Origin of the sequence: Methanopyrus kandleri AV19 (assembly GCF_000007185.1) — an archaeon.
Taxonomy (GTDB): domain Archaea; phylum JAADCQ01; class Methanopyri; order Methanopyrales; family Methanopyraceae; genus Methanopyrus; species Methanopyrus kandleri.
Window position 1 is genome coordinate 573918 of sequence record NC_003551.1, and the last position, 25042, is coordinate 598959.

Genomic DNA, 25042 nt, shown 5'->3' on the forward strand with positions numbered 1-25042 from the left:
GGATTAGGCTAGGGCTAAGACATCGTGATGATCTTAACATCTTTCTTGATCTCGGGATCGAGATCTCCTTCTTTCACGCCCACTACGTACTTCACACCCTTCTCGCGGGCTGCTTCGACGAGTCGACGCGTGATCACACCGTCTAGGACTACAGCTCGTACGCCGTCCTCGGATTTCAGCTTCTCGACCAACTCATCGAGTTCCACTTCTTTAACTGGCTTTAAACCCTCGTCGAGGAACTCCGCGCGGAACGTGCCCTTGAGGCGCTTCAACCTGTCAAGCAAGCGGCGCTCTTGAGGGCCACGTTTCGGTCGCGCCTTCTTCTTACGTGGGCGGCCCCGTCTCTCGGGTCTTTTCTTGGGTTTGGGCTTCTTGCCTTTCTCCCTCTCCTTATCCTTGGGACGTTCACCGATCTCCTTTAGGTACTCCTCTACCGGGACCTTCCTCTCGAGCGCCCGTTTGATCTCCTTTCTGGTCAGCTCCTCCACTTCCTTGCCTTTTGGCGCCTTCGCGACGTAGTCCACGTCGGCCACTTGGAGCAGTTCCTTTAGAATCAGCTCGCCGCCGCGATCCCCGTCAACGAACGCCGTCACGGTCTTCTCCTTGGAGAGTTCTACGATCGCCTCCGGTACGTTGGTGCCCTCCACAGCGATCACGTTTTTGATCCCGCACCGGAGCAAGTTCGCGACGTCCGCCCGTCCCTCCACCACTATGATCGCGTCCGAATCCTCCACGTTCGGTCCGGCCGGTAGGCCCTTGTACTCCTCGACCTCGACGTCCTCCACGGCCTCTTTCACCTTCTGCACGAGTTCACTGCTGTCCGGTGTCACTTCGCTCACCATTTCACGCAGAATCTCGCGAGCTCTGCGGATCATCCGCTCCCGCTTCTCTTTCCGGATATCGTCTATCGACACCACCTCCACTTCGGCCCGACACGGGCCGATTCTGTCGACTTGCTCCAACGCAGCGGCTACCAGGGCGGTCTCCACACGATCCAGGCTCGACGGGACTATGATCTCACCTACGGTTTTTCCGTTCTCGTTCCGCAGCTTGACGTCAATACGGCCTATACGGCCCGTTTTTAACAGCCGACGCAGGTCGAGGTCGTCGCCTAATAGCCCCTCCGTCTGGCCGAAGATGGCGCCCACGACGTCCGGACGTTCCACGTAACCGTTAGCACGTAGTTTGGCCCGGATGACGTATTTGACGGCCCCATTACCGTAATCGGTGCGCCCTTTCGACAATACTATCCCTCCCTCGCACGACCATGAGGAGTGAAGGATGAGCGCGAACTCGGTTTCCCAGCACCCCCTCGTCGTTCGGGGAATAATAAGGTTGCTTCAAGCCGGGGCGGAAAGGGCGTTATAGTGGCGGGGAGTTGAGCACGCCGAGTGCGCTGTCCGTGGCGTCCATGGAGGCCTCCGGATCCTCCTCCAACTCGGTCATCGCGCGGATAGCGTCCACGTTCTCGGGTACGACGTCGGCCTCCTGGTGCACGGCCTGCATGTAGTAGAGCACGCCGTCCTCCACGTTGATGGACTCTTCCCAAACCAGTATCTCGTACAGGTCGTACCGCTTCCTACCGAGGTCACGTCCCAACTCGATTAACTCGGCCGTGGAACCGAGCCCCTCCCCGTGCGGTACCACCCATATCCTTCTCGCCTCCTCGAACGCGTCGATGACGTCGTCCGACGTGACCTCTTCCTTCAGCTCCACCCTGACAACGTGCATGTGCATGAGCGTCGTCGGCACCTTCACGGCCGCTGTCGTAATGTCGATGTCCGGCATCACGGTCTTAACATCCGGTCCGTGGTGGGACGGCACCGTCACCGGGTTCGGCGCGATGGCGTTGATAGGTCCCTTCTTCACCTGGTGCGGGTCGGCCGCCCGACGTACGATCGTCACGTAGACACGCCCGAGCTCGAACTCCTCCTTCAGCGTCCCTAGCGTGCGGCACAGGGCCGTGGTGTTGCACGACACACACCGGACGTAGTCAGCCCCCAGGGCCTCCTCGTAGTTACATTGGGCGACGAACGACACCTCGGCGACTTCCGCCTCCTCGCCACCTTGGAAGATCGCCTTAACCCCGGCTTTCTCGTATAGCGTCTCTTTGTTCCGGGCTCCGATGCCTTCGGGGGTGCAGTCCACGACGACGTCCAACCCGTAGTCCTCGGCGTTCAGCACCACGTCTTCCACGGTACCCTCGGTCTCGATTCCTGCATCTTCGAACCTCTCAACGCGGTCTTCCGGCACGAACAGCGGGTAACCGTACTCCTCGACGGCCAACCGGGCCAGGTAATCCGGCGACGTTTTGACCACTCCGAGTACTTCCATGTCACGCTGAGCGTCGACGGCATCGGCGACTCTCTTACCGATGGTTCCGTACCCGTTGATCAACACGCTAACGTCGGCCAAGACCCGCCTCCCCCGCGCGCTGCCCGTAACTCGGAGCTTAAATTAGCGCCGTTCGGATCCCGCGTGATGGATAATAAGGCGGTGGAAATGTACCTCCCGCGATTAACACTCCCCGGTCACCGGTCACCGGACTGGCTCATCCCTTGTCCGGGGAGGACCCTCGCGCGGGAGGCTATCCCCGCCTGTCCCGCGTCGGGGTTGACCGTCCGGTCATCCCCGGTCCTCACGACCGTGTCCCGGAGGGACCGTGCGACGCGGGTGTACCCCGGGTCTCGACCCCGGGCTTCACGGCCTAGGGTATCCTCCCCGCTCCACCCGGGTCGGCGGGGCCCCGGGGCGGGGACGGCGGGGGATTCCACCGGAAAGAACGTGACTTGTGGGTGACCTTGAAGGTTACCCCGGTTGCTTCCCCTACGTGTGTGAGATTGGTATATGGTGGGGGTAGAGCGCGCGATCGTAGTCCCACGGTCGGATCGCGAGTTTCGGAAACGCCGTGGTTTCTGTGTTTCCCTCGAGGGTCTCACGCCGGCACGTCGATCTTAGTTGGGTCCGGAACTTCCAGGCCCAGCTCCTCGGCCAGCTCCTTGTACCGATTCCTGATCGTGACTTCGGTAACTCCCGAGATCTTCGCAACCTCGGGCTGTGTCCGACGGCACGTTCGGAGCTTCTCGTTGAGCTCACGTTCGAGCTTCTCCTTCTCTTCCTCCGACTCGGCCTCCTTCATCTTCTCGCGGTACTCCTCTATGTACTCCTTAGCCTTGAGGAGCCCGGCCAGGTACAGGGCCGCGCCCGCCAGTCCGGCCGGGTTGCGGCTCACGGTCAGGCCCTTCTTCTCGGCTTTCTCCAGGATCTCACGGGCTAGCATTTCGACATCTTCAGAGACACCCAGCTCGGTCGCGAATCGGGACAGGTACTGCTTCGGATCCGGAGCGGGCATACGCTCGTTCAGGTGCCGGAGTAGGACCCGATGCGTTCGGTTGATGTCTTTGGGCGTGATCCCGAACAGTTTCGCAATCTCCTTGATAGTACGGGGGTGCTTACGCTTCTTACACGCCATGAACAGTGCGGCCGCGGCCGTGTTCTCGATCGACCTACCTCGGACTAGATCCTTCTCCACGGCCTTCCGATAAATCCGGATCGCTTCATCCACGATGGACCGGGGGATGTTAGCCTGCGAGCATACCCTCTCAATAAGTTCTACGGCGGATCGGATGTTCCTGCTGACCGGGTCGTTCGAAATCCACCTATCCCACCTCTTCAGACGCCTGAACCGCCAGTCCACGAGACGCCGACCGCGAGTGTCACGGTCATCGATGATCGTGTCCCCTAACTTGTGCGGATGACGCTCCGAGATGGGTGCACCCGTACGCTCACGCTGCGCGCGCTGATCCGCGTTGAAGGCCCTCCACTCGGGCCCGTAGTCGATCAGATAGTCGACGACGGTGCCGCAGTCCCGACAGACCAGTTCCCCGTGCTTCTCGTCACGCTCTAGGTTCGTGCTGCCACACTTCGGGCACACCCGATGCTCCGACTCGGTGTAGACCATGGCGGCCTCACCCCCTTACGCCGGGAAACGGCCCGGTTGGCTTTTCGGGAAAGATTTTAAATAGATTACTCCCCGCTGCGCGGGCACAGTCCCACCGCGAGCACGGCCAACGAGCAGACCAGGGCCAGCCGGTACGTTAGCGGCGTGTCCAGTCCCAACAGCTTCACTATCACGGTCACCGCGACGATAGCGCCGACGGAGTGTGCGGTCGCCTTGACCCAGCGTTCGTCGATCTCACTCTCGCCGGACTTGAGCGCGGGCAGACCCTTGCGCACCACCACGTAGCAGGCCAACCCCAATATCACGGCCTCCACGATCGGCGCCGCCAGGTACTCCTCGATCATCGTCCCGGTCATGACAGCTCCCCCTTCACGACCTCGACGAACCGATCGTAACCGAACCGCTCCGCGTCCTCCGTCAGAAGATTGAAGCGCAAGGTTCTATCCACACGCTCGTAACCCAGGGCGGTTATGGTCATAATCCCGTACCGTCGCAGCAACCCGAGCCCTATCTCCACCTCCCGTTCCACCCCGTGGAACACCAGACCCGCACCCGTCCGTTCCACGTCGAGCTCGTCCTTGAGCCGCTCGTACACGCGTTCAAGTTCCTTTAACCGAGCTTCCAGTGAGCTCAACTCGAACTCTTCAAAGGCCCTTTTTACGGCCGCGAGCGTCGGTCCATCGACCGTCCAACCGTATCCTTCGCAGACCCGCCGCACGCCCTCCACGAGGTCGTCCCGTCCGATCAGCACGCCGGCGCGTGGCCCGTCCATCAGCTTGTCGCAGCTCGTTACCACTAGGTCGAACCCGTACCTCGGACCCGGCTTTTGGCCGTGCAATCGACGTACTCGGTCGCCCGAAGCGTCGTCCAGCAGCGTCACGGCCTCCGCGGAGGCGACCTCCCTCAGAGTGTCCTCGCTTACCACGTTCCAACGCACGTCGCAACCCGTTACGACCACGAGATCGAACCCGTCGAGATCGGGTATCTCCGACTCCTCGACCTCCTCGTACTCCGCCCCCGCCAACCTGCAGCCTTCCTCCACGCATGGGTGGGCTTCACCGTCCTCGGGTAGTACGTGCAACACACTCCTCGGCTCGAGGGCCAGGATCGTCGCGATAACGGCCGCCGTCGTCCTAGGGGCCACCAGTACCTCGTACTCCGGAGCGTCGAAGTGCTCCCGACAGAGCTCCCGGATCTCCGGCAAAATCAGCGCTTCCGACAGATAGGTACGGAGCTCGTCCGAGGCAGCGTCGACCTTCGGTCGCGACGCCAACCCGGTGAAGTCGTAGAGTGGGTCGCCCCGCGAGATCCTCTCCCTGATTATCTCCAACGCTCGATCCCTAACCTTCATCGACCGAACACCCGCCGCAGGCTGGCTTCCAATATCTCGCACCGATTCGACCCTACCGCACCGCAGTACCCACAACCTGGACACTCCCGACGGAAACCTCGAGCCGCCTCCTCCGGGGGAACCTCCCGCCACCGCCCGAGAACGCGCTCTCCCCACCGTAGCGACTCCTCGCTGGCGACCTTCCGGATCTCGCCCTCGGGACGTAACCACCTCCAAACGTGATACCGGAGCCAATCGCGCGGCAACCCGTGCCTCTCGCGGTATCGCTCGAGCGTTTCCATCCACCCCTCCCAAAGTTCGGGATGTACGCGCTCCGATAGCCTGAAGTCCCCGACTTTGCTCGCCGGGCACATGTAACACCCTATTCTGTCGAACCCCTCATCGTAAAGCGGGTTGTACGGTAAATCCTTGGAGTGCACGCACAACCAGACGTCCAGGGACGACCAATCGAAGATAGGGGCCACGTTCACCTGTCCCGGCACCGCGTCGCTGTCCCACACCCTACCCCGCTCGGATCGGGCCTCGGACTCGTACCTTCGGACGCCCACCAGCGTGTAACACCCTCGGCCGAACTCGGAGCGAACGTACCTCGTAACAGGGGTGAGCTTCGCGGCCAGCGTGCACCACCTGTTATCTCGAGAAGGAGGTAGTAGAGCTTCCGTCACCCGGTGGAATATCTCCGGGTCCCCTTCGACTATTTCCACGTCGATACCCACGGCCTCGGCGGCCCGGTCCGCTGCCTCCACGGTCTCCGGCAACTCCATACCCGTGTCCACGAAGAGCGCGCGCTCCACCCCCGCCTCCGCGGCCACCACTAAGGTGACCAGACTGTCCTTGCCGCCCGAGAAGGAGGCGAAGGTCCGGGACGGGCTCACGTTCTCCCGGGCGAACGTCACCGCCTCCTCCAGCCGTTCCGAAACGTACTCCTCGTGCGCCCGCGCCACGTCCTCGAAGTCCCTGCCGCGGAAGTACGTTGGAGACCCCTCTACGGCACCTCTCACCTCCACGGCCAGTCCGCGGTTCCGGCGGACCATTTCGTCCCCCGACATCCTGGCCCGACCGAAGGCCACCGGGCGACCCCCGTGTTCGATCACCACCCACTCACCGGGCTCGACGTCGTCCGCGGACGTCACGCCCGGCGCGAACAGGTTCTTCCCCTCCCTCACCGCCTCCGCGGCCCCACGGTCCACCTCGATCGATTTCCCGCCCAACTCGTGGAGACGCCGCGCCCCCTCCGGCTTGAGCACGATCGTCCAACGGTCCTTCCGTAAGTCGTACCGCAGCGCCAGTACCGGCTCGGCGGCGACGATCTCGTCCAGGTAATCGAGATCAGGCGCACGATTCGCGAGGAGCAGCTCGTCGTCACGCACGAGATCGGCCGGTAATCCCTCCTCCACCAAAACCTCACGGATGAACTCCAAGTAGCCGGGGCCTACCGGTCGGAGCTCCGCCGGAGGGGTCACGCGTAGCGGGTCCGTACCTTCACCACACTCCGGACACCGACGCAGCGGCGTGACGAGCTCGCACTCCTGGCACACGTAGGCGGGGGCCTTACCCGGGAGCTTCTCCATCCCAGTACCCCCGGTAGACCTCCGCGAACCCCTCCACGCCCAGCCGGTTGACCGCCGCCTCGGTCGCGCGCAGGGCCCGCTCGATCCTCCCGCGCCACGTGCCCTCCAGGCGCTCGGCGGCCGCGAGCTCCGCCCGCAGTCGATCCAAGGTCACTTCCAGTCGTCCGGGATCGGTGGACCCCTCCACGGGGCGCCGGAGCGTCCTCTTCAGACTCAGGACTTCGCGGACCTCCTCGACCCGCAGCTTCACCCCTTCCCGTTCGAGCTCCTCGACCACCCGATCCGCCCGCTCGGGGCTCATGGGAACTCCTTCGCGGTCCAGCCGCGCCGAGACCCTGCCCACGACCTTGTGCGCCTCCCGGAACGTCAGTCCCGCCCGCTCCGCCACGAGCTCCGCCAGGTCGACGGCGGCCGCGTGCGATCCCAGGACGGTACCCCGGGCCGCCTCCTCGTCCACGTCCAGTCCCTCGACCACCTTACGGAGCACCCGCACGCACAGCTCGAACCGGTTCACCGAGTCCCATAGCAGGCCGTTCAACACCTGGAGGTCCCGGTTGTAGAACATCGGAAGCTTACCGTGGACGGCGTCCCCGAGCCCCTTCAGTCCCGCGACTACGGTCAGCTCGGCCCGGACGAGCTCCAGCGCGTCCGGGTTCTTCTTGTGCGGCATCACCGAGCTCGTCGACGACAGCTCGTCCGGGGGCTCCACCACCCCGAGCTCGTCGGAGCACAGCTGTATCAGGTCCCCGGCCAACCTGGTCAGCTCCGAGGCCGCGGTGGCCAGTCTCCCGAGGAACTCCAGGATCGGTCCCCTCAACGCCGTGGCCTCACCGCAGTGCCGCGCCGGTTTCCGGAAGCCCAGCAACGCGGCCTCCCGGTGCCTGTCCACAGGAACCGTCGATCCCGGGAACGCGGAGCACCCCAGCGGGCACTCGTCCATCCCCGGGACCCTGAGCAACCCCCGGGCGGAACGCGCGACCGCCGCCGCGTAGGTGGACATCCAGAACCCGATCGTGCACGGCTGCGCCCGCTTCAGGTGCGTGTACCCGGCGATCGGTACCTCGGCGTGCTCCCGGGCCAGGTCCAGCAGCGCCCTCCCGAGCCCGACCAGCTCGCGCGACAGGTCCAGCGCGCGCTCCCTCAGCCGCATCCGCACGCTCGTCGCCACCTGGTCGTTCCTGCTCCTGCCGAGCTGCAGCCATCCGGCTTCCTCGCCGACCACTTCGTGTAGCCTCGACTCTATGGCCTCGTGGACGTCCTCGGCGTCCTCGGGCAGCCGGTCGGGACCTTCCTCGAGAACCGTTACGAGACCCTCAACGATTCCCGCCGCGGTTGAGCGATCTATCCTCCCGGCCTCCCACAGTGACACCGCGTGGACCACCGAGTTCCACACGTCGCAGTGGAAGATCTCCCGGTCCTGCTCCAGCGACGATGACAATTCCGCGAAGTCCGGGTCGCGGCCGCCGGAGACGCGACCGCCCCGGTAGGACGGTCTCCCCAGTGCCAATCTCGTCACACCCACAGGGTCGGTGGGGGTAACTCCGGTCATCCCGGGGGGATGGGCACATACGTCGCGGCTGACGTGCACGTCGTTCCCCTACGGTTAAAAGGTAACCGGTCAGGCTGCGCCGCGTAGCCGTGAGCGGGGGGAAACGACACTGATATTCCCGATGGCACTCCTCCTCACGCTGATCCTCGCATTGGGCTTCACAAGTCTCCCGCTCAACGCCCCACCTCATCTCAGCGCGGACGTGCCCGACACGTACCCCTGGGTCGGTGTGTACCCACCGGACGTGGAGGTCACGTACGTCAACAACTGGGACCCGAACCTCAACCCGGAACACATCGAGGACTGGAAGTGCATCGCCAGGGAAATCCTCGGTGACCCGAAGTCCTGGTGGGAGCAGTACACCGCCGGCACACCGCTGGACGAGCTCGTCTACGAGGCCGCCAAGAAGATAGAGTACTGGGTGTCACCCTACGACGACGTCGACCCGCACGGCATCAAGTACCGGTACTACTACAACACGAGATACGGCGCCTGGAAGACACTGCAGCTCGGTCGTGGTAACTGCTGCGACCACGCCCACGTCATGGTCGCCCTGTGCAGGGCGTCCGGCATCGCCATCAGGTACCGTCACGAGGTCACCCGGTTCCCGTGCTGGGGCACGTGCGACCACGTCTGCGTCGAGGTGGGACTGCCCGAGAACGTCGTCGACGGTAAGTCCCAGGACGTGAAGTGGGTCCGCATGGACCCCACCAACCCCAACTCGCAGTGCGTCCGGCTGAAGGCCACGTACCCGAACCTCCCCTTCTAACCCACACCCGTTGAACCGAAACGGCGATAAACCCGGGTGACCCATCACCGGGCCCGCGAGAGCGGGTCGGCGTGGGCGATGTAGTTGACGTTCGTCACACCACGGGTCTCCCCGACGGAGTCGGACATCGAGGTCGGGTCGTGGAAGGAGATCGAGGAGATCGTATCCTCCCTGAGCTCCGGACTAGTTCGTATCACCACCCGCGATCACGAGGACATCTACGACTGTTTCTTCATCGTCGAAGGAGGCGCCGTGGTAGGGGCCTACCTGGGACGTATCCGCGCCGAGGAGCTCTCGGCCGAAGAGGCCGTTCGGGCCATCCGCGACGTGGTGGATTCCGTCGGCTTCGCGCTCCTCGACGTGTACGAGCTCGAGCCGGAGCTCCTGGAGCTAATCAAACGCGTGAACGACGAGTGCCTGCTCAAAGAACCCTTCACACCTACCGAGGTCGAGGAAGCCGCACCCGAGGTTGAGGAGCCCGAGCGGGATGAGCTCCTGGAGAAGTTGGGTGTCGATCTCGACGCGATCTACGAATCCGTGGAGGCCGTGCTCGAGGACTACTTCGAGGAGGAGGATCCCTTCGAGGAGTTCAAGCGCATGCTCCGGGCCCTCGGGACCCAGGACGCCCGCGTGTACCTGCGCGTGAAGGTACCCGAAGGTGTCGATGAGAGGATGCTCGAGGAAGTCCGACGCGACCTCGAACACGCCCTGTCCGAGTTCTCGATCGACGGCGTCGAGATCACCCCATCACTTAAGGAGAAGGAGACGGTCACCCTCCGCATCCGCGACATCATGAAACGCATCCGGGGCGGATAGCCCTTGGTGAGCGTGAACGAGAACGCCCTGCCCCTGGTGGAGCGGATGATCGAGCGCGCCGAGCTCCTGAACGTCGAGGTCCAGGAGCTCGAGAACGGAACCACCGTGATCGACTGCGGTGTCGAGGCCGCCGGAGGGTTCGAGGCCGGTCTCCTCTTCTCCGAAGTGTGCATGGGCGGCCTGGCCACCGTCGAGCTGACGGAGTTCGAGCACGATGGTCTGTGCCTGCCCGCCGTGCAGGTGACCACGGACCACCCGGCGGTGTCCACGCTCGCCGCCCAGAAGGCAGGGTGGCAGGTCCAGGTAGGCGACTACTTCGCCATGGGCTCCGGACCCGCCCGAGCCCTGGCGCTCAAGCCGAAGGAGACCTACGAGGAGATCGACTACGAGGACGACGCCGACGTCGCCATCCTGTGCCTGGAGTCCTCCGAGCTGCCGGATGAGGACGTCGCCGAGCACGTGGCGGACGAGTGTGGAGTGGACCCCGAGAACCTCTACCTCCTCGTGGCTCCGACCGCGTCGATCGTGGGTTCCGTCCAGGTGTCCGCCCGCGTGGTCGAGACGGGACTGTACAAGCTCCTCGAGGTCCTCGAGTACGACGTGACCCGCGTGAAGTACGCGACCGGAACGGCGCCCATCGCGCCCGTCGCCGATGACGACGGTGAGGCCATGGGACGTACTAACGACTGCATCCTCTACGGTGGAACCGTGTACCTGTACGTCGAGGGTGACGACGAGCTACCGGAGGTCGTCGAGGAGCTCCCCTCCGAGGCCAGCGAGGACTACGGGAAGCCCTTCATGAAGATCTTCGAGGAGGCGGACTACGACTTCTACAAGATCGACCCCGGCGTGTTCGCACCCGCGCGGGTGGTCGTCAACGACCTGTCAACCGGCAAGACGTACACGGCGGGCGAGATCAACGTGGACGTGCTGAAGGAGTCGTTCGGCCTCTAATTCCCTCCCCACCGTCCCTAACGTTACGTGGTCCATTACGTAAACGTTATAGTCGAGTACCGTCGGGAACGGCACAGGCGCGGGCCCGCAGTTCAGCCCGGCAGAACGCCGGCCTTACGAGCCGGTGGTCCCGGGTTCAAATCCCGGCGGGCCCACCACCACTAATTGTCACGTGTCTCACAACGTTTTCCAAGAGTGTGGAGGGCCGGATCTCGCCTTAGCCCCTCTTTCAGGGGTGAGAAAATTTAATATATGACCCCCCCCGCACGGGGGAGTGGCCGCGGAGGATGGGACCCCGGGTAACCCCTGGGGGGAAGACCCCCAGGGGCCCGGGGTCGACACAAGCCCCCCGACGCCGACCCCGGGCGGGGGCCAACCGGCCCCGCCGGGTCGGCTAAGCCGTCGGGTGGATGCCTTGGCTCGGGCGCCGAGGAAGGCCGTGGCAAGCTGCGATAAGCCCGGGCGAGGCGCATGCAGCCGTGGAACCCGGGATCGCCGAATGGGACCTCTCGCCGGGGCCGAAAGGTCCCGGCACTCCGGGGGGAAACCCCGGGCCCTCGTGGCCCGGGGGAGTACCCCCGGAGGGGGAACCCGCCGAACTGAAACATCTTAGTAGGCGGAGGAAAAGAAAGCAACACGCGATGCCGTGAGTAGGGGCGACCGAAAACGGCAGAGGGCAAACTGAACACCCGCCCGAAAGGGCGGGTGGATGTGGGGTTGCAGGCCCGGGCCGCCTATGTGGCCGTCTCCCCCGGAACGGCCGAAGTGCCCTGGAACGGGCCGCCGGAGAGGGTGACAGCCCCGTAGGCCGCCGGGGGACGGCCGCTGGCCCGGGCCTGAGTACCGTCGGTTGGATATCCGGCGGGAATCTGGGGGACATCGGCCCCCAACCCTAAATACGTCCCGAGTCCGATAGCGAACAAGTACCGTGAGGGAAAGGTGAAAAGAACCCCGGAAGGGGAGTGAAAAGAGCCTGAAACCCGACGGCGATAGTCTGCCGGGGCCCGCAAGGGATGAAGCCCCCCGAAGGAAACCCCGGTGACGGGGGAGTACGAGGGGGGCCGACCGGGGTCCCGGCGTTCGTTTTGAAACACGAGGCGGGGAGTCCGCGGCCGCGGCGAGTCTAAGGGGTTCAAACCCCGAAGGCGTAGGGAAACCGACACGCCCGCAGCCCGGCCGTTAGGCCGGGCCAGGGGCGGGGTCCTAATAGGGCCCGCAGCCGCGGCCGCGGGACCCGAAACCGGCCGATCTAGCCCGGGGCAGGGTGAAGCGGCCCTAAAGGGCCGTGGAGGCCCGCTAGGGGTGCTGTAGTGCAAAACGCTCCCGTGACCCCGGGCTAGGGGTGAAAGGCCAATCGAGGCCGGAGACAGCTGGTTCCCCCCGAAACGGCCCGCAGGTCGGCCCGGCCGGAGGTAGGTGGCGGGGTAGAGCACTGATTCCCCGGTTAGGGGCCGAGAGGCCCCGCCGGGGAGTCAAACTCCGAACCCGCCACCGCCGTAGAAGGCCGGAGTTGGGGCCGGCGGGTAAGCCGCCGGTCTGAGAGGGGAATAACCCAGACCGGGGTTAAGGCCCCAAAGTGCCGGCTAAGTGTTAAATAGAAAGGGAGTCCCCGGCCGAAGACAGCGGGGAGGTAGGCTTAGAAGCAGCCATCCTTTAAAGAGTGCGTAACAGCTCACCCGTCGAGGTCGGGGGCCCCGAAAATGGACGGGGCTGAAGCCGGCCGCCGAGACCCCGGGGCCGCGGGCCGATGGCCCGCGGGCCGGTAGGGGGGCGCCCCGGCGGCTCAGAAGCCGGGCCGTGAGGTCCGGTGGAGCCGTCGGGGACGAGAATCCCGCCGGTAGTAGCAGCAAAGCGGGGTGAGAATCCCCGCCGCCGGAGGGGCCAGGGTTCCTCGGCAATGTTCGTCAGCCGAGGGTAAGTCGGCCCTAAGGCCGGCGGTAACACCGACCGGCCGAAAGGGAAACGGGTTAATATTCCCGTACCGCGGGGGTACGCCCGGCAACGGGAAGCCCGGCGGCCGACGCCTCGGGGTAGGCCGGGCGGGGCTGTCGCCCCGTCCAACCGGTGAAGGCCGGGGAGTCCCGTAATGGGGAGAACCGGCCGAAGCCGGGAAGGGCCGCCCGTTATGGGCGGTCCGGCCGATCCCCGGGGCCCGTGAAAAGGCCGCCGGGAAGGATCCCCCGCGACCGTACCGAGAACCGACACAGGTGCCCCTGGGTGAGAAGCCTAAGGCGCGGCGGGGTAACCCGGCCGAGGGAAATCGGCAAATTGGCCCCGTAACTTCGGGAGAAGGGGTGCCCGCGGCCCTGACCCCGAGGGTCGAACCTCGGGGGAGGGGCCGCGGGTCGCAGTGACTAGGGGGGGCCGACTGTTTAATAAAAACATAGGTCCCGGCTAGCCCGAAAGGGCTGGTACCGGGGCCGACGCCTGCCCAGTGCCGGTACGTGAAGCCCGGGTACAACCGGGTGAAGCGCCGGTAAACGGCGGGGGTAACTATAACCCTCTTAAGGTAGCGAAATGCCTTGCCGGTTAAGTACCGGCTTGCATGAATGGCGTAACGAGCCCCCCACTGTCCCCGGCCGGGACCCGGTGAACCCGCCATCCCCGTGCAGAGGCGGGGGACCCCCGGCGGGAAGCGAAGACCCCGTGGAGCTTTACCGCAGCCTGCCGTTGGGGCACGGCTGCGGGTGTATAGCGTAGGTGGGAGCCGTTACTCAGGGGCGGCCGCCAGGCCGTCCCCGAGGCGCCCATGGAACACCACCCTCCCGCGGCTGTGCCCCTAACCCGGGCCGAGAAGGCCCGGGGACAGCGGTTGGTGGGCGGTTTGGCTGGGGCGGCACGCCCCCGAGAAGGCATCGGGGGCGCCCAAAGGTCGGCTCAGGCGGGTCAGAAATCCGCCGTAGAGTGCAAGGGCAAAAGCCGGCCTGACTGGGTCCCGCACAATAAGGGACCCAGGCGGGAAACCGTGGCCTAGCGAACCCCGGTGCCGCCCCGGTGGCGGCCCGGGATGACAGAAAAGCTACCCCGGGGATAACAGGGTGGTCGCGGGCAAGAGCCCACATCGACCCCGCGGCTTGCTACCTCGATGTCGGCTCTCCCCATCCTGGCGGTGCAGCAGCCGCCAAGGGTGGGGTTGTTCGCCCATTAAAGGGGAACGTGAGCTGGGTTTAGACCGTCGTGAGACAGGTCGGTCGCTATCTGCCGGGGGTGTTGGCCGCCTGAGGGGAAGGACCGCCTAGTACGAGAGGAACGGCGGTCCGCGGCCTCTGGTGGACCGGCTGTCCGGCAGGGCAAGCCGGGTAGCTACGCCGTATCCGATAAGGGCTGAAAGCATCCAGGCCCGAAGCGGTCCCCGAAAATAGGCGGCCGTTGAGGCCTCGGGTAAAAGACCCGGTTGATGGGGCGGGGGTGTAAGGCCCAAGGGGCCGTTGGGCCCCGAGGGCCTGAGCCCACCGCTCCCAATCGGCCGATGGACCCGGCGGGGCCGGGCCAAACCCGTCCGGGGTCGGCTGGCCTAAGAAGGCGCTAGTCCAAGGAGGCTCTCGGAGATCGGCTTGTGGAGTCCTCGGTCGCTGTGGTCCGGATGGTCAGTCGCCTCGGTATCGAATGCTTAGGCCGGTCGCGTGAATCGTTATGAATTTCGTAACATTATTTTTCCAGATATCGAGTTAACTGTTCAGTCCGAAACTAATGTTTTCCTATTTTCCAGACAGATGTGTTGGAAATGTGAACACATATAACTTATGAATTCGGACATGATTGCGGTTCCCACCTAAACGAGTTCCCCAGAGACCCGGGGGAATCACCCATGGCTCTTTGGCTGGATGTCCCCGTAGCTCCGACCGATTCGTTCTACCGGAAGTTGTTCGAGGCCGTGTGGCGAATCCTTGGGGACCGGGCCCGTGGGATAGCTTCGGAGCGGCTTCCAGCCCTCCGTCGCTGCTACACGGTGTCGCCCGACTCCAGCACGTTCCTCTCCGAGAACGTGCCCGGCGTTCGACTGTTAGACGAGTTCAGGCCCGGTGAGCTCCTGGAGGAGATCCTTTCGGAGACTGTATCGGGTGAGCTCGGCCGCCGGTTCTGGGGCTCGCTGGTGGTCAGCGTGGTAGAGCGGGGTGACGTCGCCGGTCTGGAAGCTATGAAGAGGTCGATCGAGGCCCTGAGGGCGGTCGACGTGACGCCCTGGTTGGACGCGCTCGCGCTGGACGTGCTGGTGGCCCTGGCGGAGGACGTCGGTGAGGACATCCTCGGGGATTCGCTCCAGCTGGTCGCCGAGAGACTCGACGTCGACGAGGACGGGGTGCTTCGTGTCTCTCCGTTAGCGTTGGAGTTCGCGGGGTACTGCTTCGAGATGATCCTGCTGGGCTACGTGGTGGCGTATCGGAAGCCCGAGGAAATCGAGGTGGTTTCCTGTGACGTCTTCGCGGTGGAGGACGTACGACGGGATATCGAGCGGAGGATCTCGGAGGTCAAGTCCGGGGACCTGGAGCTGGCGGCCGAGGTGATCGAGGAGGTCTTGGCGCCGTATCTACGGGTGGTCACCGACGTTAGGGGTTACCTGGAGGAGGCCCGGTCGATGGACCCCTCCATCGCGCTGGAGGTCGACGGGTTCTCGGTATCGATCGCTCCCAAGGAGCTCGATCCGGAGTGGGACAGGCACGTCCAGGAGGCGATCGAGAAGCTGACGGGTTCGGGTGGCAAAGCCCGAAGGGTTTTTAATTGAGCCGGGGTCGCCGATCACTGGACGCGCCCGCGGGGGCGCCCGAGCCTGGTCAAAGGGGCGGGAATGAGGATCCCGTGGCCGTAGGGCCGTCCCGGGTTCAAATCCCGGCCCCCGCACCAAGCGGGAATCGTTATGGGAGTGATAACGTTCCTCCGACGGCGGCTCGGACCCGGGGGTCCCCTCCTTGCGGGGTTCCCCCCGGGCGTCATCCCGCCGGCACGTTCAGGCGAGCGGGCCCAGTTCCTTCGCCCGCTCGTGCATCTCCTTGACGGCGGCGACGAACTTGTCGGCTTCCGCGGAGGACATGAAGTATATCTCGACGCGCTCCGGCTCGATGCCGAGCTCCTCTAGCAGCTTCTTGGCCGCCTGCACCCGGCGCTCGCACTTGAGATTACCGTCCTCGTAGCTGCACTCTCCCTTCTTTCATCCGGCGACGAAAACCGTCCACGCGCCCTTGGCGAGCGCCGTCAGGATGTGTTCGATGCCGACGCGGCCCGTGCACGGTACCCTCACGATCCTGACGCTGCTGGGGTACTGGGCCCTTCCGGTACCCGCTAGGTCCGCCGCACCGTAGCCTCACTCGTAACAGCAGAAGGCCACGACGACCGACTCCTCGGACATGGTCATCACCCGATCGTGCACCGCTCCGTCCGTTTTAAATCGGTTACCATCCCGAGGGGTCGATCGGGGAGATCCACGTGAAGAGGGTCGAGCTGGAGGGTATCCCGGAGGTTCGGGGGACCGTCTGTCCGCCTCCCTCGAAGAGCGGGTCCCACCGGGCCCTGATCGCCGCCTCGTTATGCGACGGGAGTACCGAGCTCTGGAACGTGCTGGACGCGGAAGACGTGCGCGCGACGCTTCGCCTATGTCGGATGCTGGGGGCGGAGGTGGACGTCGACGGTGAGGAGCGGCTCGAGGCGACGGTCTCCGGGTTCGGGGATTCCCCGCGTGCGCCCGAGGACGTCGTGGACTGCGGGAACTCGGGGACTACGTTAAGGTTGGGGTGCGGGCTGGCCGCCCTCGTCGAGGGCACCACAATCCTGACGGGGGACGACTCCCTCAGGTCCCGTCCCGTCGGGGACCTCCTGGCGGCGCTCCGCTCCCTGGGTGTGGACGCCCGCGGAAGGGTGGTGCGGGGTGAGGAGTACCCCCCGGTGGTGATCTCGGGGCGCCCGCTCCGGGAACGCGTCGCGGTGTACGGGGACGTCAGCTCCCAGTTCGTGAGCGCGCTCCTCTTTCTGGGTGCCGGGCTCGGTGCGCTCCGCGTGGACGTGGTGGGGGACCTGCGCTCTCGCCCCTACGTGGACATGACCGTCGAGACGCTGGAGCGGTTCGGGGTCTCGGTGGTACGGGAGGGTTCCTCGTTCGAGGTGGAGGGACGGCCTCGCTCACCCGGGAAGTTGCGGGTCGAGAACGATTGGAGTTCCGCGGGGTACTTCGTCGCGCTCGGCGCGATAGGTGGTGAGATGAGAATCGAGGGGGTGGACCTCGACTCCTCGCACCCGGATCGCAGGATCGTGGAGATCACGCGCGAGATGGGGGCCGAGGTCCGTAGGATCGACGGCGGTATCGTCGTGCGTTCGACGGGTCGACTGGAGGGGGTCGAGGTGGACCTCTCCGACTCGCCCGACCTGGTCCCGACCGTGGCGGCGATGGCGTGCTTCGCGGAGGGGGTCACGAGGATCGAGAACGTGGGTCACCTGCGGTACAAAGAGGTGGACAGGCTTCGGGCGCTCGCGGCGGAGCTACCCAAGTTCGGGGTGGAGGTAAGGGAGGGGAAGGATTGGCTGGAGATCGTGGGTGGAGAGCCGGTCGGGGCACGGGTCGATTCCCGGGGTGATCATCGGATGGCGATGGCGCTGGCGGTGGTGGGAGCCTTCGCACGGGGTAAAACGGTCGTCGAGCGCGCGGACGCGGTGTCCATCTCCTACCCGAGGTTCTGGGAGGATCTGGCGTCGGTCGGGGTGCCGGTCCACTCAGTGTAGGTTCGAGTGTCGGATCTCGAAGGCGCACGCGTTCACCAGCTCGCCGGCGCGGACCGCGCACTTGGCCTCCCTCACCTTATGCGGCTCTCGGCCGAAAGCCGCGAGAGTCTCGTGGATGAACCCCCTGGTAGCGTCGCACACGGACTCGTAGCCGCGCGGGAAGCCGGCGCACTCCGGACAGGGGGCCGCGACCACAACGTCCTCGTTCAGGTCGTAGCTGGTCCCCAACACCCTTTCGATGCACGTTAGGAACTCCCGGATCGACAGTACGTGGTACACGCGGAGGAGGGCACGGGCGTACGTCCTACCAGCCCAGAACAGCGTGGCGGGCGCCTCGAAGTCGAGAGACCTCCGGACGAGGTACCACGTCGCTATCCTGAGTGCGGCGGTCTCTTCGGGCTCGTACCTCGTCGCCGCGCGGGCTATCTCCGTCAACGCGTCCTCGTCCAGCCATCTGAGGTCCGGAACGACGAGTTTGGGCTCACGCCTGACGACGAAGGTGCAGACTTAGTCCCCGGCCGCCCTGCATCGGGTCTCGGCCACGGTGACCGGACGACCGATCTCGAGGCGGTAAGCTTCGGTGATGAACCCCCTGGTCAGGTGACACACCGGCCCGTCGATCCCACGGAGTCCCGCGCATTCCGGGCACTTCCGGACCGTGACGGTATCCCCTTCCACCTCGACCTCCGCCCCGAAGACCTCGGCGAACGCGCACAGGACCGACTCCAGGTCGTCTCCCCCTAGAATCCTGACTAGACGACGTCCCGCCTCGAAGAGGGCGGCGGTCCCGGTCTCCCTGGCGACCTCGATGAGAGCGATCCTCGTGAGCCGGTCGTAGGTGAGGAGCTCGTAAGGCGCGAACGCTTCGGCCGTCGCCTCGGCCCCTCGGAGCAGGGTTTCTTCGGTGAGGTCCACCTCGGTTCTCCGGAAATCGTGTTCCGGAATCCTTTACCTGGGTTTCGCCCGCCCCGATTTTTAAGTGACCGACGCGGCGCCGTCGTGGGGGAGTCCCGTGAACACGCTCGGCCGCCTGTTCCGCGTCACGACCTGGGGCGAGTCCCACGGTCCGGCACTGGGCGCGGTCGTGGACGGGTGTCCCGCGGGACTACCGCTTTCCGAGGACGATGTGCAGCGTGAGCTGGATCGGAGGCGCCCCGGACAGTCGGGGGTCTCGACACCGCGCTCGGAGCGGGACCGAGTGGAGATACTGTCGGGCGTCCACGAGGGACGCACTCTCGGGACTCCGATCAGTATGATCGTGTGGAACGAGGACGTGGATTCTTCGAAGTACGAGCCGATCCGAACCCGGCCGCGTCCGGGTCACGCCGACGTCACGTACCGGTGGAAGTACGGGCACGTGGATTACCGGGGCGGTGGGAGGGCCTCGGGTCGCACGACCGTCGGTATCGTGATGGGTGGCGCGGTGGCCAAGAAGTTGCTCCGTGAGGCGCCCTCGAACGACCCGCTGGGTATCGAGATCGTGGGTCACGTGGTGAGGGTGGGCTCCGTCGAGGCGGATCCCGGCGACCTGTCCGCGGAGGAGATCATGCAGTACGCCGAGTCGAACCCGGTTAGATGCGCGGATCCTGACGCCGCCGAGGAGATGCTCGGGGAGATCGAGCGTGCGCGCGAGAACGGGGACTCCGTCGGCGGGACGATCGAGGTGATCGCGGAGAACGTGCCACCCGGCCTGGGTGACCCGGTCTTCGGGCGGCTGGACGGGGAGCTAGCGGGGGCGTTGATGAACATCCCCGCGGTGAAGGCGGTGGAGGTGGGGTCCGGTGTTCGATGCTCCGAGATGCACGGATCCGAGCACAACGACCCGATCTGGTGGGACGGACATCCCGTCGTGGACGGCGACAACTCGGGGGGAGTACTCGGGGGTATTTCCCACGGCGGTAGACTGGTCGTCCGGGTGCACGTGAAACCTACTCCGTCCGTGTCCGTTCCCCAGCGCACCGTCGACCTAGAGTCCGAAGAGGAAGTGGAGATCGAGGTGGAGGGACGACACGACCCCTGCATATGCCCGAGGGCTGTACCCGTGGCGGAATCCGTTGTGGCGATCGTGCTGGCCGACGCCGTTCTCAGGGCCGGGTACGTGAACCCGGACAGTGTCGAGCTCCCGGCCGCGTCCGTGGAGGATCGATGGAGGACGCTGAAACGACACCTATAGCCCCCTGAGCTCGAACCGGAACTCGCACCGGCCGACGAGCTCACCGGTCACGGCCGCACACTCGGTTTCCTCCACGCGTTCGACCTCCTTGCCGAAGGTACCCAGGGTCTCGTGGAGCGCGCCCCTGACGCCGTGGCATACGGGTTCATGCTCCCTCGGGAACCCGGCGCACTCCGGGCACGGTTCGATCGACATTCGGTTCCCCTCGCCCAGGTGACACTCGGCTCCCGTGACGTCCTCCACTATCGACAGGAACGACGTCATCTCCAGCGGGTTGTAGAGGCGGAGTAAGGCCCTCGCATACAGCCTTCCCGCCCGGAAAAAGATCGGGGCGGCGGCGTCCGCGGGGTGGAACTTGAGCGTGTACTCCGACGCGAGTTTGAAGGCCGCCACCTCCTCCGGCTCGCGCTCCGATGCCGCGTGAGCCATCCTCCGGAGTGCCCTCTCGTCCAGCCCGTCGAGCCGCGGAACCGTCGGCTCCCTGGGTTTCCTCCCGATCCGGAACTCGCAGACGTCATCACCGGCGGCGCGGCATCGGACCTCCTCTACCGGCGTCCTTTCCCCCGTCTCGAGCTCATGGGCGCCAGCGATCAGGCCTCTCATGAAGTGACAAACCGGCCCGCGGGCTCCCGGGTAACCGGCGCACTCCGGGTAGTTCCTCACGGTCACCACGTCCTCATCCGCGTCCACCTCGCACCCCGTGAGGTCCGCGAACGTCGTCAGCGTCGACTCCAGGTCGTCACCGAGCTCCCGCGCCAGCAGGCACCCCGCTTCCCGGTTACTTCCATCAGCGCCAACATGACGAGCCGGTTCGTCACGGCCAGACCGCTGGGTCGGATCGTCTCCGTGGCCGATTCCGCACCCCGGCATAGCTCCTTCGTCAGCAACTCCGACCACCCGGAAATAGGTTTCCGGTTAGGATTTAACAGGATCGGGCCCGCCGGGAAAGCCCACAGACCTGGGCGCGGTGTGAACGGGGTGTAGATCTTGGAGAAGCTCGTCCTGCTACCGGGTCCGGTGATGGTGCACGAGGACGTCCTCCTCAGATCGGCGAAACAGGTCATGAACCACCGTAGCGAGGAGTTCGAGGAGATACTCACGGAGTGCGTGGAGCTGTCCAAGTACCTGTTTCAGACGGACGGCAACGTCGCCATCATCACCGGTTCGGGCACCGCGGCCATGGAGGCGGCGATCTACAGCCTCCTCGAGCCCGGTGAGGAGGTCGTCGCGGTGGTCAACGGGAAGTTCGGCGAGCGGTTCGCGGACATCGCCGAGCGTCGGGGCGCCGAGGTGCGCCGGGTGGAGTTCGAGTGGGGCAAGGTCGCGGACCCCGAGCGCGTGGAGGAAGCCCTCGCGGACTCGGACGCGGAGGTCGTCACGCTCGTCCACAACGAGACTTCGACGACCGTGCTCAACCCGGCCGAGGAGATCGCTAGGATCTGCCGTGAGTACGACGCGCTGTTCGTCGTGGACGCGATATCGTCGTTGGGTGGCGTCGAGTTCAGGATGGATGACTGGGGCGTCGACGTCTGCGTCACCGGTTCGCAGAAGGTCCTGGGCTGTCCGCCGGGTCTCGCACTCGTGGCCGTCAACGACAGGGCCTTGGAGGTCATGGAGGAGAAGGACGCGGGTAGCTACTACCTGGACATTCCCAAGTACCTCGAATACCTCGAGAAGGATCCGAAGCAGACGCCGTACACGCCCGCCGTGAACGCCTTCTACGCCCTGCACGAGGCACTGAAGAGGCTGAAGGAGGAAGGACTCGAGGCCCGCTGGGAGCGCTACCGTCTCATGCAACGGATCGTCCGCGAGGGGATCCGGGCACTCGGGCTCGAGTTGTTCGTCGAGGACGACGAGATAGCCTCGCCGACCGTGACCGGAGTCACCTACCCCGAGGGCGTGGACGACCGTGAGTTCAGGGGTGAGATCCTGCGGGACCGCTACGACGTGGTGGTCGCCGGCGGTCAGGACCACCTAGCGGGTGAGATCTTCCGGATCGGACACATGGGTGAGGTCCGGATCCGCGATATGATCACGGCGGTGACCTGCATCGGTCTCGGTATGCGCGAGCTCGGCGTCGACGTGGACGTCGGTGCCGCCGCCGAGGCTATGGCCGACGTGCTGTCAGAGGTATCGTAACGGCCACCGCTCGGTGCCGGTGCCCTCCTCCAGCGCCCTCACACCGTCTATCACGTTCCCGTTCAACACGATCGCTACCGAGAATATCACCGTCCCCGGGAGTACCTCGGCCGGCGCGCCCCGACGTACGGGTCGCGCTCCCGCACCCCTTCCGGCCCCTAAGATGGCCCCGGCCGTCGGCCCCACCTGATCCAACCGCTCGGTTGTGGCTATCAGGACGGGGTCGTCCGTCTCCGGCCCAACGTAGCCCACGCCCGGGATCTCCATGGGCTCCTGAACGGGTCCCCCGCCGACGTCGTAACACAGACCCTCCGCGGCCCTCCGACACACCTCCGCGACCTCGGCCACGCGGTTCTCCGCCGCGTACGTGTCGAACAGCGTCACGACCACGTCCTGGTACTCGGACTCCGGGCAGGCCGCCTCGGCGTAGGACGGCCCCTCGCCCGCGCCCTCCGGAGACTCCGAAACCCCCATAACGTCCTCGCCACCATACTCCCTGAAGAGGTCGAAGACGGCGGCGTTCACGTCCTCCAGTGCCCCCTCTTCGACGACGTACACTACCGCGAGATCGTCCCCGCACACCGGCCCCAGGACCACGTACATCAGCTCGTCCCGGAACCCCCGCCGTAGTTCCTTCAGATCGCGCTCCACGCGCCGCAGTAGTCCTCGGGACACGCGCACGTCGTCCTCGGAAAGGTCTGCGGAGAACGCGACAGCCCGGAGCCCCACGCACAGCACCCCCCGGGGGAGGCGCCTCATTGGTTACCGTGCTCGAGGAGGAGGATCCCCACGCGGTTAAACACGTCGTCCGCGCCCTCCGTGCGGGGAAACTCGTCGCCATCCCGTGCGACACTGTCTACTCCCTGAGCTGTGACGCTACGAACTCCGAGGCCGTTCGCCGTCTCTACGCCGCGAAGGAGCGTCCCAAGGATAAGCCCGTCAGCGTCGCCGTCCACTCGCCCGAGAAGGCCCTGGAACTCCTGGAGCCCGTACCTAGACTCGAGGCGGCCTTGGAGACGCTGACCCCGGGTCCGGTCACCATCGTCGCCCCCCGAAGACCCGGTGTGGTCGCGCCCGAGGTCGCGGCCGGTAGGCGCACCCTGGGGGTCAGGATCCCGGATCATCCGTTCTTCCTGCGCGTAGTTCGGAGGTTCGGGAAACCGATCGTCACCACGTCCGCTAACGTCTCCGGTCGGCCCGCCCCGACCGATCCCGACGAAGTCTTCGAGCAGCTCGGCGACCGCCTGGACATCCTGGTCGAGGGTGAGTGCCGCTTCGGCGAACCGTCCACCGTGATCGAACTCACGCCCGAAGGTAACATCGACATACTCCGGGAGGGCGCCATGCCGAAGGAGGAAATACTGGAAACACTAAGGGGGACGACCTCAGGTGCCTGAGAAGGGCCTCAAACCCTTCCTCACCGGCTTCCGCGAGACCGTCCTCGATCTGACCGACGGTGAGGGCGTCCTCGTGTACTCCGGATGCGCCGGCACGTGCACGCCGTTCGCGGAACTCCTCGCGTTCACGCTGCGGGGGACCGACCTCGAGCAGTACTACTCGATAGACCTCCGCCGCGAGTACCTGCGGATGGAGCTGCGCGACCACGGCTACACGGTCACCGACGAGCGCGAGGAGCTCGAGAGCGCGGACGTCGTCGTCCTCCTCGGCGGTCTCGCCATGCCGATATCCGACGCCACACCCGACGACGCCCGGGAGTTCCTCGAGGAGCTCGGGAACCCACCCCTCGTCGGCGTATGCTTCATGAACATGTTCGAGCGCGCCGGCTGGACCGACGAGCTCGACTTCCACACAATCATCGACGGCTACCTGGAGGTCACGGTCAAGTGATCGAGAAAGAACCGGTACCCCTGCAGGTCGGCGACTACCGTCTGTACTTCCGCCTCTGGGCCCTCGGCGACGCGGACGCCATCTCGGACGTGCTGTACAGGGAATTATATCCCCACGAGTGGCTCGAGGGGTCCCGCGAGGTCGTCGACGTGGGTGCCCACGTGGGCGCCTTCACGGTCCTCGCGGCCGCCCACGGTGCCCGCGAGATCCTCGCGATCGAACCCCACCCCGACAACGCCGAGCTCCTCCGGCGCAACGTCGAGGAGAACGACCTGAACGCCGAGGTCGTCGAAGCCGCCGCCTACGACCGCGAGGACGTCGTCAAGATGTACCTCAGCCCCTCCACCGTCGCCCACTCCGTCGAGCTCGTCCGCTCCCGGGAGACCATCGACGTCGAGACCGTCGCCCTCGACGACCTGGGGACCTCGCCCGATCTGATCAAGATCGACGCCGAAGGGGCCGAGGAGCGCGTCCTCCGCGGGGCCGAGCGGACCCTCGAGGAACACGCCCCCGTCCTCCTGATCTCCGCCTACCACTATCCAGGGCAGGAGGAGGACCTCCGACGATGGCTCGAGGACAGGAACTACCGGGTCGAGGTGCTCGTCCGGGAGACGAGCCCGTACAGGAGCCCCGCCCTACGCGTACCGGTGATAGTGGCCGAACCCCGCGCCTGATCGTCCTCCACGCCCGCGACTGCGACCCGAAAGCCTGCACGGCCCTACGGGCCCATCGTATGGGTCTCGTCGAGCTCACTAGGCATCCCGGGGACGTGCCCACCGGTGCCGTCGTCCTGGACCCGACCGTGGAGAAGGCCCTCTCCCGCGAGGATCGCGATGCCGCCCTGGAGCGCGGACTGGTCGCCGTGGACTGCTCCTGGGAGCACGTCCACCGGTACTTCGGGCCGCTCAGACGACGCTGCCGGCACAGGATCCTCCCCTACCTGATCGCGGCTAACCCCGTCAACTACGGCAAACCCTGCAAGCTGAGCACCGTGGAGGCGCTCGCCGCCGCCCTGTACATCCTCGGGTTCAGGCGGGAGGCCGAGGAGTTCATTTCGCGGTTCAAGTGGGGTCCCGCCTTCCTGGAGCTCAACCGCGAACGGCTCGAAGCGTACCGGCGGGCCGAGACGAGTGCCGAGGTCGTGCGCGTGCAGGAAGAGTTCCTTCCAGACGGTCTGTGATCAGCCGTCCGTGAATCGTTATG

Annotated in this window: 24 protein-coding genes, 2 tRNA genes and 1 rRNA gene; 14 read left to right on the plus strand and 13 right to left on the minus strand. The window is 65.5% G+C overall.

What is annotated here, in order from left to right:
• Positions 1 to 14: 14 nt before the first annotated feature.
• The 7 genes from dnaG to argH all read right to left on the minus strand — a co-directional run bounded on the left by dnaG (position 15) and on the right by argH (position 8390).
• Positions 15 to 1244: a DNA primase DnaG gene (dnaG, locus tag MK_RS03290; RefSeq protein ID WP_011018987.1), complete on the minus strand. Its 1230-nt coding sequence runs from the start codon at positions 1242 to 1244 to the stop codon at positions 15 to 17.
• Positions 1245 to 1362: 118 nt separating this feature from the next.
• The gene (locus MK_RS03295; RefSeq protein WP_011018988.1) at positions 1363 to 2415 is read right to left on the minus strand and encodes a type II glyceraldehyde-3-phosphate dehydrogenase; all 1053 of its coding nucleotides are present in this window, start codon (positions 2413 to 2415) and stop codon (positions 1363 to 1365) included.
• Between the two features lie 520 nt (positions 2416 to 2935).
• The gene (locus tag MK_RS03300; protein ID WP_011018989.1) at positions 2936 to 3961 is read right to left on the minus strand and encodes a transcription initiation factor IIB; all 1026 of its coding nucleotides are present in this window, start codon (positions 3959 to 3961) and stop codon (positions 2936 to 2938) included.
• Positions 3962 to 4026: 65 nt separating this feature from the next.
• Positions 4027 to 4317 (minus strand): hypothetical protein, encoded by a 291-nt coding sequence (locus MK_RS03305; protein ID WP_148679555.1) that lies wholly within the window; start codon positions 4315 to 4317, stop codon positions 4027 to 4029.
• The gene (locus MK_RS03310) at positions 4314 to 5312 is read right to left on the minus strand and encodes a TIGR03576 family pyridoxal phosphate-dependent enzyme (RefSeq protein ID WP_148679556.1); all 999 of its coding nucleotides are present in this window, start codon (positions 5310 to 5312) and stop codon (positions 4314 to 4316) included. The genes MK_RS03305 and MK_RS03310 overlap by 4 nt, the downstream gene beginning before the upstream one ends.
• Positions 5309 to 6883 carry a phosphoadenosine phosphosulfate reductase family protein gene (locus MK_RS03315; protein ID WP_011018991.1) on the minus strand — a complete coding sequence of 525 codons (1575 nt, stop codon included), beginning with the start codon at positions 6881 to 6883 and terminating at the stop codon, positions 5309 to 5311. Before MK_RS03315 ends, MK_RS03310 begins: the two co-directional genes overlap by 4 nt.
• Entirely contained in the window at positions 6864 to 8390 is a 1527-nt protein-coding gene (gene argH / locus MK_RS03320; protein ID WP_011018992.1) for an argininosuccinate lyase, read from the minus strand. Before argH ends, MK_RS03315 begins: the two co-directional genes overlap by 20 nt.
• Before the next feature lie 163 nt (positions 8391 to 8553).
• Here argH and MK_RS03325 point away from each other — a divergent pair, with 163 nt between their 5' ends.
• The 7 genes from MK_RS03325 to MK_RS03355 all read left to right on the plus strand — a co-directional run bounded on the left by MK_RS03325 (position 8554) and on the right by MK_RS03355 (position 15813).
• Complete coding sequence (locus tag MK_RS03325; RefSeq protein WP_011018993.1) at positions 8554 to 9201, plus strand: transglutaminase-like domain-containing protein; 648 nt, start codon at positions 8554 to 8556, stop codon at positions 9199 to 9201.
• 84 nt (positions 9202 to 9285) lie between these two features.
• Positions 9286 to 10017, plus strand: a complete 732-nt coding sequence (locus MK_RS03330; RefSeq protein WP_011018994.1) for a DUF2226 domain-containing protein — start codon at positions 9286 to 9288, stop codon at positions 10015 to 10017.
• 3 nt (positions 10018 to 10020) lie between these two features.
• Complete coding sequence (gene mch / locus MK_RS03335) at positions 10021 to 10971, plus strand: methenyltetrahydromethanopterin cyclohydrolase (RefSeq protein WP_148679558.1); 951 nt, start codon at positions 10021 to 10023, stop codon at positions 10969 to 10971.
• 81 nt (positions 10972 to 11052) lie between these two features.
• Positions 11053 to 11129: transfer RNA gene (locus tag MK_RS03340), tRNA-Val, on the plus strand.
• A gap of 224 nt (positions 11130 to 11353) precedes the next feature.
• Positions 11354 to 14453 (plus strand): 23S ribosomal RNA (locus MK_RS03345).
• Between the two features lie 326 nt (positions 14454 to 14779).
• Positions 14780 to 15694, plus strand: a complete 915-nt coding sequence (locus tag MK_RS03350; RefSeq protein WP_011018996.1) for a hypothetical protein — start codon at positions 14780 to 14782, stop codon at positions 15692 to 15694.
• Between the two features lie 29 nt (positions 15695 to 15723).
• Positions 15724 to 15813 (plus strand) — tRNA-Leu (locus MK_RS03355).
• Between the two features lie 103 nt (positions 15814 to 15916).
• Here the strand turns inward: MK_RS03355 and MK_RS03360 are convergent.
• The gene (locus tag MK_RS03360; RefSeq protein ID WP_011018997.1) at positions 15917 to 16315 is read right to left on the minus strand and encodes a hydrogenase iron-sulfur subunit; all 399 of its coding nucleotides are present in this window, start codon (positions 16313 to 16315) and stop codon (positions 15917 to 15919) included.
• 77 nt (positions 16316 to 16392) lie between these two features.
• Between MK_RS03360 and aroA the strand changes: the two genes are divergently transcribed.
• Entirely contained in the window at positions 16393 to 17679 is a 1287-nt protein-coding gene (aroA, locus tag MK_RS03365) for a 3-phosphoshikimate 1-carboxyvinyltransferase (protein WP_011018998.1), read from the plus strand.
• On the opposite strand, the gene MK_RS03370 is transcribed toward aroA, so the two are convergent.
• The gene (locus MK_RS03370; RefSeq protein WP_011018999.1) at positions 17671 to 18114 is read right to left on the minus strand and encodes a 4-vinyl reductase; all 444 of its coding nucleotides are present in this window, start codon (positions 18112 to 18114) and stop codon (positions 17671 to 17673) included. The genes aroA and MK_RS03370 overlap by 9 nt on opposite strands.
• A gap of 72 nt (positions 18115 to 18186) precedes the next feature.
• A complete protein-coding gene (locus MK_RS03375) occupies positions 18187 to 18594 on the minus strand; it encodes a V4R domain-containing protein (protein WP_011019000.1) in 408 nt (135 codons plus the stop codon).
• 97 nt (positions 18595 to 18691) lie between these two features.
• On the opposite strand from MK_RS03375, the gene aroC reads away from it, so the two are divergent.
• A complete protein-coding gene (aroC, locus tag MK_RS03380; RefSeq protein WP_011019001.1) occupies positions 18692 to 19852 on the plus strand; it encodes a chorismate synthase in 1161 nt (386 codons plus the stop codon).
• Here the strand turns inward: aroC and MK_RS03385 are convergent.
• Together MK_RS03385 and MK_RS09060 are read right to left on the minus strand one after the other, a co-directional pair.
• Positions 19847 to 20542: a V4R domain-containing protein gene (locus MK_RS03385; protein WP_158295908.1), complete on the minus strand. Its 696-nt coding sequence runs from the start codon at positions 20540 to 20542 to the stop codon at positions 19847 to 19849. The genes aroC and MK_RS03385 overlap by 6 nt on opposite strands.
• Before the next feature lie 29 nt (positions 20543 to 20571).
• Entirely contained in the window at positions 20572 to 20739 is a 168-nt protein-coding gene (locus tag MK_RS09060) for a hypothetical protein (RefSeq protein ID WP_158295909.1), read from the minus strand.
• Between the two features lie 100 nt (positions 20740 to 20839).
• Between MK_RS09060 and MK_RS03390 the strand changes: the two genes are divergently transcribed.
• Entirely contained in the window at positions 20840 to 21991 is a 1152-nt protein-coding gene (locus MK_RS03390) for a pyridoxal-phosphate-dependent aminotransferase family protein (RefSeq protein ID WP_011019003.1), read from the plus strand.
• Here the strand turns inward: MK_RS03390 and MK_RS03395 are convergent.
• Positions 21977 to 22729 carry a hypothetical protein gene (locus MK_RS03395; RefSeq protein WP_158295910.1) on the minus strand — a complete coding sequence of 251 codons (753 nt, stop codon included), beginning with the start codon at positions 22727 to 22729 and terminating at the stop codon, positions 21977 to 21979. The genes MK_RS03390 and MK_RS03395 overlap by 15 nt on opposite strands.
• 29 nt (positions 22730 to 22758) lie before the next feature.
• Between MK_RS03395 and MK_RS03400 the strand changes: the two genes are divergently transcribed.
• Genes MK_RS03400 through MK_RS03415 form a run of 4 tightly spaced genes read left to right on the plus strand, consistent with a single transcriptional unit; the run spans position 22759 to position 25019 of the window.
• Complete coding sequence (locus tag MK_RS03400; RefSeq protein WP_226988715.1) at positions 22759 to 23388, plus strand: L-threonylcarbamoyladenylate synthase; 630 nt, start codon at positions 22759 to 22761, stop codon at positions 23386 to 23388.
• Positions 23381 to 23839: a DUF2124 family protein gene (locus tag MK_RS03405; protein WP_011019006.1), complete on the plus strand. Its 459-nt coding sequence runs from the start codon at positions 23381 to 23383 to the stop codon at positions 23837 to 23839. Before MK_RS03400 ends, MK_RS03405 begins: the two co-directional genes overlap by 8 nt.
• The gene (locus MK_RS03410) at positions 23836 to 24513 is read left to right on the plus strand and encodes an FkbM family methyltransferase (protein WP_011019007.1); all 678 of its coding nucleotides are present in this window, start codon (positions 23836 to 23838) and stop codon (positions 24511 to 24513) included. The genes MK_RS03405 and MK_RS03410 overlap by 4 nt, the downstream gene beginning before the upstream one ends.
• Positions 24513 to 25019, plus strand: coding sequence for a DUF367 family protein (locus MK_RS03415; protein WP_264370768.1), 507 nt, complete (start codon positions 24513 to 24515; stop codon positions 25017 to 25019). The genes MK_RS03410 and MK_RS03415 overlap by 1 nt, the downstream gene beginning before the upstream one ends.
• Positions 25020 to 25042 lie beyond the last annotated feature (23 nt).